This is a genomic window from Corallococcus sp. BB11-1 (assembly GCF_026626625.1).
GTDB lineage: Bacteria > Myxococcota > Myxococcia > Myxococcales > Myxococcaceae > Corallococcus > Corallococcus soli.
In genome coordinates this window covers 164543-177325 of sequence record NZ_JAPNJY010000025.1, presented here as the reverse complement: position 1 = coordinate 177325, position 12783 = coordinate 164543, and the positions used below count along the sequence as shown (strand labels likewise).

Sequence of the window (12783 nt, the reverse complement as noted above, 5' to 3'; positions counted from 1 at the left end):
TGGGTGACGCACTAGAAGCGCACCTCCTCCGGCAGATGCCGCAGTGATCGAAGGCCCGTCCCCCCAGGACGGGCCTTTTTTCGTTTCCGCTCCCCCTTCCAGTCCCCTCGCAGTCCCGCCCGTGAGCCACCCATGTTGAAGATTGCCCTGCCCAACAAAGGCCGTCTGTCCGAGGAAGTGCGCGAGCTGTTCAACGACGCGGGCCTGGAGGTCCGCGGCCGCGGCGAGCGGGCCCTCACCGCGTCCCTGGGCGGCGAGTTCGAGGCCATCTTCGTCCGTGCCCAGGACATCCCGGAGTTCGTCGCGGACGGCGCGGCGCAGGCGGGCGTCACCGGCTGGGACCTGGTCAACGAGGCGGGCCGCACGCTGGAGTCGCTGATGGACCTGGAGTTCGGCCGCTGCCGGCTGGTGGTGGCCGCGCGCGACGAGAGCGGCATCACCCGCGTGGAGGACGTGAAGGACGGGATGCGGGTGGCGTCCTGCTTCCCCCGGCTGACGCAGGGCTACTTCCAGCAGCGGGGCCAGCGCGTGACGGTGGTGCCGGTGAGCGGCGCGGCGGAGATCGCCCCGCACCTGGGCATCGCGGACATCGTGGTGGACCTCACCTCCACGGGCTCCACGCTGAAGATGAACGGCCTGCGCGAGGTGTCCACGGTGCTGGAGTCCAGCGCCCGGCTGGTGGCGTATCCGGGCAACGGCGCGGACGCGCGGCGCTCCCTGGAGGAGCTGACCCAGGCGCTGTCGTCGGTGCTGGCGGCGAGGGGCCGGCGCTACCTGATGGCCAACGTGCCCAAGGCGTCCCTGGCGCAGGTGCGCGAGGTGCTGCCCGGCCTCAACGGCCCCACGGTGGTGGACGTGATGGACGGGGGCAGCTTCGTCGCGGTGCACGCGGTGGTGTCGTCTCGCACCATCTACCGCACGGTGAACGCCCTGAAGGCCCTGGGCGGGCAGGGCATCCTCGTCACGCGCATCGAGAGGTTGATGGCATGAGCGCCACCGTCCTGAAGTACCAGGGCGCCCTGGCCGCCCTGACGTCCGAAGCGCGGCGCCGGCTGCTGGAGCGCGGCGGCGCGGAGAGCGACACGCAGGTGGCCGCCCGCGTCCAGGCGATCATCGCCCGGGTGCGCGAGGAAGGGGACCGTGCCCTGTTCGACTTCGCGCGCCAGTTCGACCGCGTGGAGCTGGAGGCGCTGGAGGTGCCCCGCGCGCGGTGGGACGCGGCGCTGGAGTCGCTTCCTTCCGGGGTGCGCGCGGCGCTGGAGCGCGCGGCGCGCAACATCGCCCGGGCCCACGCGGCGCAGCGGCCCCTGGCGATGGAGGTGGAGACGGAGCCCGGCGTGGTGGTGGGCCGGCGGCCGGATCCGCTGGGCCGGGTGGGGGTGTACGCGCCCGGCGGCCGGGCGGTGTACCCGAGCAGCGTGCTGATGGGCGTGGTGCCCGCGAAGGTGGCGGGGGTGGGGGAGACAATCGTCTGCTCGCCGCCGGGGCCGGACGGGCTGCCGAGCGCGGGGGTGCTCGCGGCGGCGGCGCTGGCGGGCGCGGATCGCGTCTTCGCGCTGGGCGGGGCGGGCGCGGTGGCGGCGCTGGCATATGGGACCCGGAGCGTGCCCCGGGTGGACCGCATCGTCGGGCCGGGCAATGCGTACGTCGCGGCGGCCAAGCTCCAGGTGGTGGACGCGGTCGCCATCGACGCGCCGGCGGGGCCCAGCGAGATCCTCATCGTCGCCGACGGCAGCGCCCGTCCGGAGGCGGTGGCGCGCGAGCTGCTGGCCCAGGCGGAGCATGATCCGGAGGCGTGCTGCGTGGCGCTGGTGCTGGGCGCGCCGCTCGCGCAGGAGGTGCGGGACGCGGTGGAGCGTCAGGCCCGGGCCGCGAAGCGGGGGGACATCGTGCTGTCGGCGCTCGGGAGCCGGGGCGCGGTGCTGCGGATCGACTCCCTGGAGGAGGCGTGGCCCTTCGTCGCGGAGTTCGCGCCGGAGCACCTGTTGATCGCGACGGCGACGGCCGAGGACGACCTGTCGAAGGTGCGCAACGCGGGCACGGTGTTCGTGGGCCAGCGCGCGTCGGTGGCCTTCGGGGACTACCTGACGGGCGCCAACCACGTCCTGCCCACGGCGGGGCTCGCGCGGGCCTATTCGGGGCTGAGCGTGCTGGACTTCTACCGGTGGACGACGTGGCAGCGCGTGACGCCGGAAGCCGCGGCGGCGATGGCGGACGACGTGGGGGCGCTGGCGGACAGCGAGGGCCTCTTCGCCCACGCGGACGCGGCGCGGGCCTGGAGGTTGCCGTGATTCCCTTCCGCGACACATACCGGGACATCCCCCTGTATTCCCCCGCGAGGAAGCGCTGCCGGGTGGACCTGAGCGACAACACCAACCTCTTCGGCGCTCCGCCGTCGGCGGAGCGCGTGCTGCGCGAGGAGGGGCTTCAGTCCCTGGCGCGCTACCCCGCGAGCTACGCACCGGACCTGAAGCGCGCCGTGGCCGCCTATGCAGGGGTCGCGGTGGAGAACGTGACGACGGGGTGCGGCTCGGATGACGTCATCGACTGCGCGCTGCGCGCGTTCCTGGAGCCGGGGGACGCGGTGGCGTTCCCGGATCCGACCTTCGTGATGGTGCCGCTGTTCGCCCGGCTGAGCGCGCTGCGGCCGGTGCCCGTGCCCTTGCGCCCGGACCTGGCGCTGGATGTGGACGGGCTGCTCGCGACGGGCGCGAAGCTGCTCTACGTCTGCACGCCCAACAACCCCACGGGCACGGTGGCCTCGCGCGCGGCGCTGGAGCGGCTGGTGGACCGGGCCCCGGGGGTGGTGGTCATCGACCAGGCCTACGTGGAGTTCACCCGGGGAGGGGACTTCCTGGACCTGGCGCGCACGCGGCCCAACGTGCTGGTGACGCGCACGATGTCCAAGGCGTTCGGCCTGGCCGGCCTGCGGGTGGGTTGGGGGGTGGGGGCCCCTTCGCTGGTGGCGGAGGTGGAGAAGGCCCGGGGGCCGTACAAGCACACGGCGCTGGGCGAGGCCGTGGCGGTGTCCGCGCTCACGGAGGACACCGCGTGGATGGAGGCCTGCGCGGCGGAGGCGGTGGAGAACCGCGAGCGGCTGCGCGGTGGGTTGAGGGTGCTGGGCCTGGAGCCCCTGCCCTCGGAAGCGAACTTCCTCCTCGTCCCCGTGCCGGAGGCGCGGCGGGTGGGGGAGGCGATGCGGGAGCGCAACGTGAACGTGCGGGTGTTCGAAGGGCTCGTGGGCGTGGGGGATGCGCTGCGCATCGGCAGCGCTCCCTGGCCCCTGATGGCGACGGCGCTCAAGGCGCTCCAGGAGGCGCTGTGAAGCGGGTGACCCTGTTCGACTATGGCGCCGGCAACCTGCACTCGCTGGTGAAGGCCCTCGTCACGGCGCCGGGCGTGGAGGTGCGCGTGCAGGAGGATCCGCTGCGCGCGCTCGACACGGACGTGCTGGTGCTGCCGGGGGTGGGCGCCTTCGGCTCGGCGGCGGCGCGGCTGGCCCCGGGGCGCCAGGCGATGCGCCGGGCGCTGGACGCGGGTCTGCCCTGCCTGGGCATCTGCCTGGGCATGCAGCTGCTCTTCGAGGAGAGCGACGAGGGGGCGGGCCTGGGCCTGGGCTACTTCCAGGGCCGGGTGACGCGGCTGACCGCGCGGCAGGTTCCGCAGATTGGCTGGAACGACGTGGAGGAGGACCGGGCGTTGGAGTCCGCGAAGCTGGCCTCCGTGTACTTCGCGCACAGCTTCGTCTGCCGCGCGGCGGACTCCCGGGAGGTCGTGGGCTGGACGACCCACGAGGATGACCGGTTCCCCGCCTCGGTCCGGCGCGGGAAGGTGCTGGGCGTGCAGTTCCACCCGGAGAAGTCCTCGCGCGCGGGCGTGCGCTTCGTGCAGGCGTTCCTGGCGGAGGTGGCGCCGTGATCGCCATTCCAGCCATCGACCTGCGGGAGGGCGCGTGCGTACAGCTCGTGGGGGGCTCCTACGCGGAGGAGCGCGTCCGCGTGAATGATCCGTTGGACGCATTGAAGCAGTGGCTGGCCCTGGGCTTCCGCACGTTCCACGTCGTGGACCTGGACGCGGCGCTGGGCAAGGGCTCCAACGCGGAGGTGGTGACGCGGCTGGTGTCGCACGCGCCGGGCCTCACGTTCACCGTGGGCGGCGGCGTGCGCGACGGCGCGCGGGTGGAGGCGGTGCTCGCGGCGGGGGCCTCGTCGGTCGTCGTGGGCACGCGCGCCATTGAAGACCTCGCGTGGCTCACCGACGTCACCGCACGCTTCCCGGGACGGGTGGTGGTGGCCGCGGACGTGAAGGGGCGGGAGGTGGTGACGCGCGGCTGGACGTCGGGCAGCGCCCGGGACATCCGCGACGTGCTGGCCGCGCTGGAGCCGCTGCCGCTGGGCGGGATGCTCGTGACGGCGGTGCACAAGGAAGGGCAGCTGGGGGGCGTGGACCTGCCCCTGATGGAGGAGGTGGCCCGCACGGGCCGGCACCGGCTCTATGCGTCCGGGGGCGTGACGACCCTGGAGGACCTGCGCGCGCTGGCGAAGGTGGGTGCGCACGGGGCGGTGGTGGGCATGGCGCTGTACACGGGACGACTGGACGCGCGCGCGGTCGCGCAGGAGTTCGCGGAATGAGCACGGGCACGCGGGTCGTCCGGGAGACGAAGGAGACGCAGGTCACGGTGGAGCTGGCGCGCGGTACGGGGGGGGCCCGGGTGGACACGGGCCTGAAGTTCTTCGACCACATGCTCGCCACCTTCGCGCGCTACGCGGGGTTGGAGCTGACGCTGCACGCACGGGGCGACCTGCGCCACCACCTGATGGAGGACGTGGCCATCACGCTGGGCACCGCGGTGCAGCGTGTGGTGCCGGCCACGGCGGCGCGCTACGGCGAGCGCACCGTGCCCATGGACGACGCGCTGGTGCAGGCGTGCCTGGACGCGGGCGGGCGCTTCTACTACCGGGGGCCGCTGAAGAACCGGCTGTATGAGCACTGGATGCGCTCGTTCTGCGAGCACTCGCGCATCACGCTGCACCTGCGCGTGCTGCGCGGCCGGGACAGCCACCACCTCACCGAGGCGGCCTTCAAGGCCCTGGGGCTCGCGCTGCGGGACGCGATGGTGGACTCCGGCGTCGTCTTCAGCATGAAGGGCAGTGTCTCCCTGGAGGTGACGTGATGCTCAGCCGACGGCTCATCGTCTGCCTGGACGTGAAGGGAGGGCGCGTGGTGAAGGGCGTCCAGTTCGAGGGGCTGCGCGACGTGGGCGACCCCGTGGCGCTGGCGCTGCGCTACGAGGAGGAGGGCGCGGACGAGGTGACGTTCCTGGACATCTCCGCGAGCGCGGAGGAGCGCGAGACGCTGTGGGACCTGGTCCAGCGCACGGCGGAGCGCCTGTTCATCCCGCTCACCGTGGGCGGGGGCGTGCGCACGGTGGACGACGTGGCCCGGGCGCTCCGGGCCGGCGCGGACAAGGTGAGCATCAACTCCGCGGCGGTGGCCACGCCGGAGCTGCTCACCGGCTGTGCGGAGCGCTTCGGCGCCCAGTGCGTGGTGGCGAGCATCGACGCGAAGCGGGACGGGGCCGGCTACCGCGTCTTCACGCACGGCGGCCGTCGCCCCACGGATCTGGACGCGGTGGCCTGGGCGAGGGAGTGCGTGCGGCGCGGCGCGGGCGAGGTGCTGCTCACCAGCATCGACCGTGACGGCGCGCGCACGGGCTACGACCTGGGCCTGACGCGCGAGGTGGCGGACGCGGTGGACGTGCCCGTCATCGCCTCCGGCGGCGCGGGCCGCGCGGAGCACGTCCGCGAGGCGCTGACGCTTGGCGGAGCGGACGCCGCCCTGGTGGCGGGCATCCTCCACGACGGCGTCACCACCGTGGGCGCCCTCAAATCCCTGCTGCGTGACAGCGGCCTTCCCATCCGGAGCACGACATGAATGCGGACCCCCGAGACCTGATGGAGGCCGCCGCCGACGTGGCGCGCAAGGCCGGTGACGTGGCGCTGGGCTTCTTCCGCGGCGGCATCGCCGTGGACACCAAGAGCGACGGAACCCCCGTGACGGTGGCGGATCGCACCGCCGAGTGGACCGCCCGCCAGTGGCTGGAGGAGCGCTTCCCCCAGGACGGCCTCCTGGGCGAGGAGTTCGGTGAGACGCGGCCGGGCGCGCGGCGCCGCTGGATCTTGGATCCCATCGACGGGACGAAGACCTTCATCCGGGGCGTGCCGCTGTGGGGCACGCTGGTGGCGGTGGCGGAGGGCGAGCGCATCCTCGCGGGCGCGGCGTACTTCCCGGCCGTGAACGAGTTGCTCGTCGCCTCCCCGGGCCTCGGCTGCTTCTGGAACGGGACCGCCGCGCGCGTGTCGACCCAGGACTCGCTGTCCCAGGCCGTGGTGCTGAGCACCGACGAGCGCTTCCTCCAGAACCCCACGAAGGGCGCGGCCTGGCGGGAGCTGTCGCGGCAGGCGGCGCTGTGCCGCACCTGGGGCGACTGCTACGGCTACCTGCTGGTCGCCACCGGGCGCGCGGAGGTCATGGTGGATGAGGGCCTGTCGCCCTGGGACGCGGCGGCGCTGCAACCCATCATCGAGGAGGCGGGCGGCGTGTTCACCGACTGGAAGGGGAGCCGCACGGCGTTCGGCGGAGACGGCATCGCCACCAACGCGGCGCTGGCGGCGCGCGTGCGCGACGTGCTGGGCGCGGGAGGCAGGCCGTGAAGCTGGACGTGGCGGCGTTGAACTTCGACAAGGGCCAGGGGCTGGTGACGGTGGTGACGCAGGATGCGCGCACCGGCGACGTCCTGATGGTGGCGCACGCGGACCGCGAAGCCCTGGAGCGCACGCTCTCCACGGGAGAGATGCACTATCGCTCCCGCACGCGCGGCCTCTGGCACAAGGGCGCCACCAGCGGGAACACCCAGAAGGTCGTGTCCCTGCGCGCGGACTGCGACGGCGACGCGGTGCTCGCGCGCGTGGAGAAGGCCGGCCCCGCGTGCCACACCGGCGAGGAGACCTGCTTCGGTGAGGGCCGCTGGGACGCGCTCGCGCACCTGGACGCGACGCTCGCGGCCCGCGCGGATGACGCCGCCCGTGACGGAGCGAAGGCCAGCTACACGCGCCGGCTGCTGGACGACCGGAACCTGCGCCTGAAGAAGCTGGGCGAAGAGGCCGCGGAGCTGGTGACGGCCTGCGCGGATGCGGATCCACCCCGGGCCGCGGAGGAGGCAGCCGACCTGCTCTACCACCTGCTCGTCGCCATCCGCCCGCTGGGGCTCACGCTGGAGGACGTGAAGGCCGTGCTGGCGGCCCGTGCACAGCCCTCCAAGGGCTGAGCAGCCCGAAAAAGGGGGCGTGTCGGTTGCGACCCAGCCGGAGTTGTCCACCTGTACTGCAGCTCGACAGCGTGGCTGGCACACAGGCGCCCCAAAGGTACATGAGTGTGTCCGCTACTCTTCAACCGCCCTTGCGATCCTGGTACAGAATCCGGCCTGCGGCGCGGGCCGCGCCTAACGAGGCGCCCCAGTTCTCAGCGTTCGCTTCACCGGAGGATTCGTGACTTCCACGTACCAATCCGAACTCATCGACCGCGTGTTCTTCTCTCGTTGGCACAACCCGCCGACGAAGGACGACGTCGCGGCCATCATGGCGCAGATGGAGGAGGCGACCCAGCGGCTGGGGACGAACGTGCTGTACATCGCCTCCATCAGCCCCAAGGCCAAGGTTCCGGACGCGACCGAGCGCGCGCACCTGAACCAGATGGTGGCCGAGGGCCGACGGTTCTGTGAGCAGTCCTGGCTGGTGTACGAGGGCACGGACCTGCAGCACAACCTCCAGCGAGTCATCATCTCGGGCGTGCTCATCCTCACGCGCACGTTCGACAACTACCTGTCGGTCGCCAAGTCGGCGGACGCCATCGTGAAGGACGTCTCCACCGCGCTGAAGCGCGACGCGTCCGGCATCTTCAAGACCGCGCGCGAGCGTGGCCTCATCGCCTGAGTTCCACGCGAGCGACGTCGGAGCCCCACTCCGACGCCGCGTGATCGCTGGCGCCCGCGTTACCGGGCGCCGATGATTTCCAGTTCCTTCAGTTCCACGCCCGGCCGCTCCGGTAGGACGCTCACCGCGTCCACGTCGAGCAGCGGAACGGCGGGCTTGCAGATCTCCCACGCGCCCGTGCCGCGAAAGCGGCAGACGGTCGGGTCGACGTGGAAGGCATCGCCCTGGCCATCCTTGCGTCCCACGCCCTCCGGCGCGCGGACGAGGGCGCGCAGCGTGCCCGGACCCGTGGCGCGCACCTGGAACGACACGACCTGCTTCAGCGGCGGCGCGTAGCCCAGGCGCAGGGCCCCGTCCGCCCCGGCTCCCGTCCCCACCGGCAGCTTCACGCCGGACAGCTCGTCCTGATCGAACGCCCGGAACGCATCCCCCGGGCCGCTCTGCTGATCCGGTTCGATGGGCGCCGTCTCCACGATGCGGCCGGTGAACAGCGACGCGAGCCGGGGCGCCCGCGCCCCCTGCTGCACCGCCGCGGCGCTCAGGAGCGGCGCGGGCAGCTGCTCCGTCTGGACGCAGGTGGGCGCCAGCTCCTCGGCCAGCGCCAGCAGGGGTGGCTCCAGGTCCGGCCCGGACAGGGCGGCGGGCCCCACGGCCAGGCGGGCAAGCTCCTGGCAGGCCGCGCCCATGGCCGCGCCCGCGTGCTCCAGGCTCCAGCGGGCCTCCTGGAGATCCGGGTTCCCGCGCCGGGCCGCCTCCTGCAACGCGCGCGTCACGGCGTGCCCACAGGGGTTGTCCTGGGGCGCGCAGCGCTCGCACAGGGTGGTGAGCATGGCCCGGGGCACCGCGTCGCCTCCGACGGGCGGGGCGCGGGAGGCCAGGGCGGCGCCCCTCGCGCAGGCCTCGGCGGAGGGGGTGGGGCAGTCCCCCAGCTGGCGGTGCGCGGCGCTCCAGGCGGTGCCGGCGTCCCGGGCGTCGGGGGAGGTGCCGGCGTCGGACTGGAGGACGTCCGCCAGCACCGCGTCCAGGCTCCGACACGCGGCGGGCCCCAGGTCGGGCGGCGTGGGCAGCGCGGCCGGTCCCTTCCGGGGGGCGGGAGCGGGCATGTCGCGGTGGGTCACGTAATACAGGCGTCCGAAGGCCAGCAGCGCTACTACCATCAACAGGAGCCGATGAAGTGGGAAGCGGCGCACGAGCAAACTCCTTGATTCCAACCGGGACCGGGGGTTATCAGCGCCCGCGAGTTCCATCCAAAATTAATGACGGAGGCGTGCGTGGCTGAGACTTTCGACTTGGTGATCATCGGCTCGGGTCCTGGCGGCTATGTGGGCGCCATCCGCGCGGCCCAGCTCGGGCTGAAGACGGCCATCATCGAGAAGGACAAGCGCCTGGGCGGCACCTGTCTGCATCGCGGCTGCATCCCGACGAAGTCGCTCTTGTGGACCGCGTCGCTCTTCCACCACATCAAGGAAGCGGCGGACTTCGGCATCGACACGGCCAACCCCACCGTCAACTGGGCCAACGCCCAGAAGCACAAGGACAAGGTCGTCACCAAGGGTGCCAACGGCATCGACTTCCTGATGAAGAAGAACAAGATCACGGTCGTGAAGGGCCATGGTCGCATCAGCGGGAAGGGCAAGGTGGAGGTGACGGCGGAGGACGGCTCCAAGCAGACCCTGGAGACGAAGAACATCATCATCGCCACGGGCTCCGTGCCCAAGTCCCTGCCGAACGTGCAGGTGGACCACAAGCGGGTGATGAACAGTGACTCCATCCTGACCATCGACCGCATCCCCAAGAGCATCATCGTCCTGGGCGCGGGCGCGGTGGGCTGCGAGTTCGCCTCCGTGTTCAACCACGTGGGCAGCAAGACGGCCATCGTGGAGTACATGCCGGCGCTCCTCCCCATCGAGGACGCGGACGTGTCCAAGGAGCTGGACAAGATCTTCCGCCGCCGCGGCATCGACGTGCACACCGGCGCCAAGGTGGAGAAGGTGGAGCACACGGCGGACGGCGTGAAGGTCACCATGACGGTGGGCTCGGAGACCAAGACGCTGGAGGCCGAAATCCTCCTGTCCGCGGTGGGCCGCTCGCCCGTCACGGAGGACGTGGGCCTCAACAAGACGGCCGTGCAGACCGACCGCGGCTTCATCAAGGTCGACGCGCAGTGCCGCACCAGCGAGCCCAACGTCTACGCCATCGGGGACGTCATCCCCACGCCGATGCTGGCGCACATGGCCAGCGCCGAGTGCGTGATGGTGGTGGAGCACATCGCCGGGAAGAACCCCGCGCCCATCAACTACGACCTCACGCCGTCGGCCACGTACTGCTACCCGGAGGTCGCGTCGGTGGGCCTCACGGAGAAGAAGGCCAAGGAGCGCGGCTACGACGTGAAGGTGGGCATCGCCCCCTTCGGCGCCGTCACCAAGTCGGCCATCTCCAACGAGTCGATCGGCATGATCAAGATCGTCTCCGACCGCAAGTACGACGAGGTGCTGGGCATCCACATCATCGGGCCGCACGCCACGGAGCTGCTCGCCGAGGCCTGCGTCGCCATGAAGCTGGAGATCACCACCGAGGAGCTGGCGCACACCATCCACGCGCACCCGACGCTCTCGGAGATCATGCACGAGGGCGCCGAGGCCACGCTGGGCCACCCGCTGCACTTCTAGCGGGCGCGGCGCGCACGGCGGCCCGGAGCAGTCCCGGGGCCGCCGTAGAGCGCCTGGAGTGAGGCCGCCAGCGCGGCCAGCCGTCGTCGCAGCGACTCCGGGGCGAGCACCTCCACGCCCGCCCCGATTTCGCACAGCTGGGAGACCGCGATGGACTCCCGCTCGAAGTCCAGGGTCGCCTCGCGCTTCCCTCCGCGTGCCGCGGGCGCCGCGTCCAGGCGCTCACCGTCGGCCGGGGGACGCAGCTTGCGCAGCGCCGCTTCCCCCTCCGCCGTGAAGCGCAGCGCGACGTCGTAGCGGGGCCGCTCGACGGCGAACCTCGCGCACCAGTCCTTCCAGAACGCGGGCAGGTCGAACTTCGCCGGGCGGGTGAAGCCCTGGGGCCGCAGCCGCACGCCCCCGATGCGCGCGCCCCGGAAGACGCGGGGGCCCTTGTCCGTCCCGGCGACCAGGTACCAGCGGTCCGCCTTGATGACGAGCGCGTACGGATCCACCACGCGGCGGGTGCTGGCCCCGTCGAAGTCCTGGTAGCTCAGCGACACGCGCCGGTCCTGCCAGGCCGCGTCGCGCAGCGCGCCCAGGTGGGGGACGGGCTCGCGGCCGGTGAACCACCCGGACGCGTCCACGAGCAGCCGCTGACGCGCGTGCTCCAGCGCCGGCTGCTGGAGGGCGGGGAGCGCCGCCGCCAGCTTCACCATGCCCGTGCGCAGGGGCGCGGACAGGCCCAGGTCCTCCAGGGCGCCTGGCGCGCCCACCGTGGCCAGCGCCTGGAGCTCCGGGCGCGTGAGTCCGGTGAGCTGCGTGCGCCAGCCCTCCATCAGCGCCACGCCGCCCGCGGCGCCGCGCGTGGCGTACACGGGGATGCCCGCGCCGGACAGCGCGTCCAGGTCGCGGTGCACGGTGCGGCTGGACACCTGGAGCTCCCGGGCCAGCGCCCCCACGGTGCTGTGGGGGCGGGATTGCAGGCGCATCAGCAGGTGCACGAGTCGGTCGGCGCGCAGGGGGTGTCCTCCATCAACGGGTGCGGACAGCTTCGTCCGGCAATCATGACAGGGGATGTCAGGATTGGGGGCGCAGGGTGGAGGCTGCAAAGGGGAGGACCACCATGAAGCCACTTGAAGGACGGATTGCCCTGGTCGCGGGCGCGACGCGGGGCGCGGGGCGTGGAATCGCGACGATGCTGGGGGAGGCGGGCGCGACGGTGTACTGCACCGGGCGCAGCGTGCGGGGGCGGCCGGCGAGCGGAGAGAACCGGCCGGAGACGATTGAAGAGACGGCGGAGCTCGTCACCGCGCGGGGCGGGAAGGGCATCGCGGTGCGGGTGGACCACTCCGTGGAGGCGGAGGTGGAGGCGCTGTGCCAGCGCATCCGCGCGGAGGCGGGCAGGCTGGAAGTGCTCGTCAACGACATCTGGGGCGGGGAGTCCCTGGCGGAGCTGGGGGTGCCGTTCTGGAAGCAGACGGCCCAGAACGCCCGCTTGATGTTCGAGCGCGCCATCGTCACCCACGTCATCACCAGCCGCCACGCGGTGCCGCTGATGCTGGAGCGCGACCGGGGGCTCATCGTGGAGGTGACGGACGGGGACCACTTCGGCTACCGGGGCGCGCTGGCGTACGACGTGACGAAGATGGCCGTCATCCGGCTGGCCTTCGCGATGTCGCGCGACCTGCGCCGCACGAACGTCACCGCGCTCGCCGTGACGCCGGGCTTCCTGCGCTCGGAGGAGATGCTGGACGGCTTCGGGGTGAAGGAGGCGAACTGGCGCGACGGGGCGAAGGTGCACCCGGACTTCATCGCGTCGGAGACCCCCAGCTTCGTGGGCCGCGCGGTGGCGGCGCTCGCGGCGGACCCCCACGTGCACCAGCGGGCGGGGCGCGTCGTCGCGTCGTGGACGCTGGCGCGCGAGTACGGCTTCACCGACCTGGATGGCTCCCAGCCGCACTGGGCGGAGTACTTCGAGAAGACCTACGGCAAGCGCTACCCCGTCGCGGACGACGCGGCCTACTCGACCTGGTTCGGGGGCCCCATCGAGATCGCGCTCCCCGACTGGCCCGTCTACTGAGCGGTGCCGGGCGCCCGCTCCCTCTGGGGAGCGGGCCATCCCCCCGAGCCCGGGCAACGCG

The 12783-nt window shown here is 72.5% G+C and carries 14 protein-coding genes; 12 read left to right on the top strand and 2 right to left on the bottom strand.

The genetic code is table 11. The annotated features are described in order from the left end of the window. The first annotated feature begins 132 nt into the window (after window positions 1–132). From hisG to OV207_RS20590, 10 genes are all read left to right on the top strand, one after another. Window positions 133–990, top strand: a complete 858-nt coding sequence (hisG, locus tag OV207_RS20635; protein ID WP_193348531.1) for an ATP phosphoribosyltransferase — start codon at window positions 133–135, stop codon at window positions 988–990. Beyond that, window positions 987–2291 carry a histidinol dehydrogenase gene (hisD, locus tag OV207_RS20630; RefSeq protein ID WP_267556828.1) on the top strand — a complete coding sequence of 435 codons (1305 nt, stop codon included), beginning with the start codon at window positions 987–989 and terminating at the stop codon, window positions 2289–2291. Before hisG ends, hisD begins: the two co-directional genes overlap by 4 nt. Next, window positions 2288–3325, top strand: coding sequence for a pyridoxal phosphate-dependent aminotransferase (locus OV207_RS20625; protein WP_267556827.1), 1038 nt, complete (start codon window positions 2288–2290; stop codon window positions 3323–3325). The genes hisD and OV207_RS20625 overlap by 4 nt, the downstream gene beginning before the upstream one ends. Beyond that, entirely contained in the window at window positions 3322–3918 is a 597-nt protein-coding gene (hisH, locus tag OV207_RS20620) for an imidazole glycerol phosphate synthase subunit HisH (RefSeq protein WP_267556826.1), read from the top strand. The genes OV207_RS20625 and hisH overlap by 4 nt, the downstream gene beginning before the upstream one ends. Next, entirely contained in the window at window positions 3915–4631 is a 717-nt protein-coding gene (locus OV207_RS20615) for a 1-(5-phosphoribosyl)-5-[(5-phosphoribosylamino)methylideneamino] imidazole-4-carboxamide isomerase (RefSeq protein ID WP_267556825.1), read from the top strand. Before hisH ends, OV207_RS20615 begins: the two co-directional genes overlap by 4 nt. Further along, window positions 4628–5173 carry an imidazoleglycerol-phosphate dehydratase gene (locus OV207_RS20610; RefSeq protein WP_267556824.1) on the top strand — a complete coding sequence of 182 codons (546 nt, stop codon included), beginning with the start codon at window positions 4628–4630 and terminating at the stop codon, window positions 5171–5173. Before OV207_RS20615 ends, OV207_RS20610 begins: the two co-directional genes overlap by 4 nt. Beyond that, window positions 5173–5934, top strand: coding sequence for an imidazole glycerol phosphate synthase subunit HisF (hisF, locus tag OV207_RS20605; protein WP_267556823.1), 762 nt, complete (start codon window positions 5173–5175; stop codon window positions 5932–5934). Before OV207_RS20610 ends, hisF begins: the two co-directional genes overlap by 1 nt. Continuing rightward, window positions 5931–6713, top strand: a complete 783-nt coding sequence (gene hisN, locus OV207_RS20600) for a histidinol-phosphatase (protein ID WP_267556822.1) — start codon at window positions 5931–5933, stop codon at window positions 6711–6713. The genes hisF and hisN overlap by 4 nt, the downstream gene beginning before the upstream one ends. Beyond that, window positions 6710–7327 (top strand): bifunctional phosphoribosyl-AMP cyclohydrolase/phosphoribosyl-ATP diphosphatase HisIE, encoded by a 618-nt coding sequence (gene hisIE / locus OV207_RS20595; protein WP_267556821.1) that lies wholly within the window; start codon window positions 6710–6712, stop codon window positions 7325–7327. The genes hisN and hisIE overlap by 4 nt, the downstream gene beginning before the upstream one ends. 220 nt (window positions 7328–7547) lie before the next feature. Next, entirely contained in the window at window positions 7548–7991 is a 444-nt protein-coding gene (locus OV207_RS20590) for a DofB protein (RefSeq protein WP_120537998.1), read from the top strand. Window positions 7992–8050: 59 nt separating this feature from the next. On the opposite strand, the gene OV207_RS20585 is transcribed toward OV207_RS20590, so the two are convergent. Next, window positions 8051–9181 carry a hypothetical protein gene (locus OV207_RS20585; RefSeq protein ID WP_267556820.1) on the bottom strand — a complete coding sequence of 377 codons (1131 nt, stop codon included), beginning with the start codon at window positions 9179–9181 and terminating at the stop codon, window positions 8051–8053. Between the two features lie 81 nt (window positions 9182–9262). Here OV207_RS20585 and lpdA point away from each other — a divergent pair, with 81 nt between their 5' ends. After that, window positions 9263–10660 carry a dihydrolipoyl dehydrogenase gene (gene lpdA / locus OV207_RS20580; RefSeq protein ID WP_193348542.1) on the top strand — a complete coding sequence of 466 codons (1398 nt, stop codon included), beginning with the start codon at window positions 9263–9265 and terminating at the stop codon, window positions 10658–10660. Here lpdA and OV207_RS20575 read toward each other — a convergent pair. Then, entirely contained in the window at window positions 10657–11631 is a 975-nt protein-coding gene (locus OV207_RS20575) for a helix-turn-helix transcriptional regulator (protein WP_420715247.1), read from the bottom strand. The genes lpdA and OV207_RS20575 overlap by 4 nt on opposite strands. Window positions 11632–11765: 134 nt before the next feature. Between OV207_RS20575 and OV207_RS20570 the strand changes: the two genes are divergently transcribed. Next, window positions 11766–12722, top strand: a complete 957-nt coding sequence (locus OV207_RS20570; RefSeq protein WP_267556819.1) for an SDR family oxidoreductase — start codon at window positions 11766–11768, stop codon at window positions 12720–12722. Window positions 12723–12783 lie beyond the last annotated feature (61 nt).

Bases quoted from the DNA above. Each gene is read 5' to 3' on its own strand.
- hisG (WP_193348531.1), top strand. From the start codon at position 133: ATGTTGAAGATTGCCCTGCCCAACAAAGGCCGTCTGTCCGAGGAAGTG.
- hisD (WP_267556828.1), top strand. From the start codon at position 987: ATGAGCGCCACCGTCCTGAAGTACCAGGGCGCCCTGGCCGCCCTGACG.
- OV207_RS20610 (WP_267556824.1), top strand. From the start codon at position 4,628: ATGAGCACGGGCACGCGGGTCGTCCGGGAGACGAAGGAGACGCAGGTC.
- hisF (WP_267556823.1), top strand. From the start codon at position 5,173: ATGCTCAGCCGACGGCTCATCGTCTGCCTGGACGTGAAGGGAGGGCGC.
- hisN (WP_267556822.1), top strand. From the start codon at position 5,931: ATGAATGCGGACCCCCGAGACCTGATGGAGGCCGCCGCCGACGTGGCG.
- OV207_RS20575 (WP_420715247.1), bottom strand. From the start codon at position 11,631: ATGCGCCTGCAATCCCGCCCCCACAGCACCGTGGGGGCGCTGGCCCGG.
- OV207_RS20570 (WP_267556819.1), top strand. From the start codon at position 11,766: ATGAAGCCACTTGAAGGACGGATTGCCCTGGTCGCGGGCGCGACGCGG.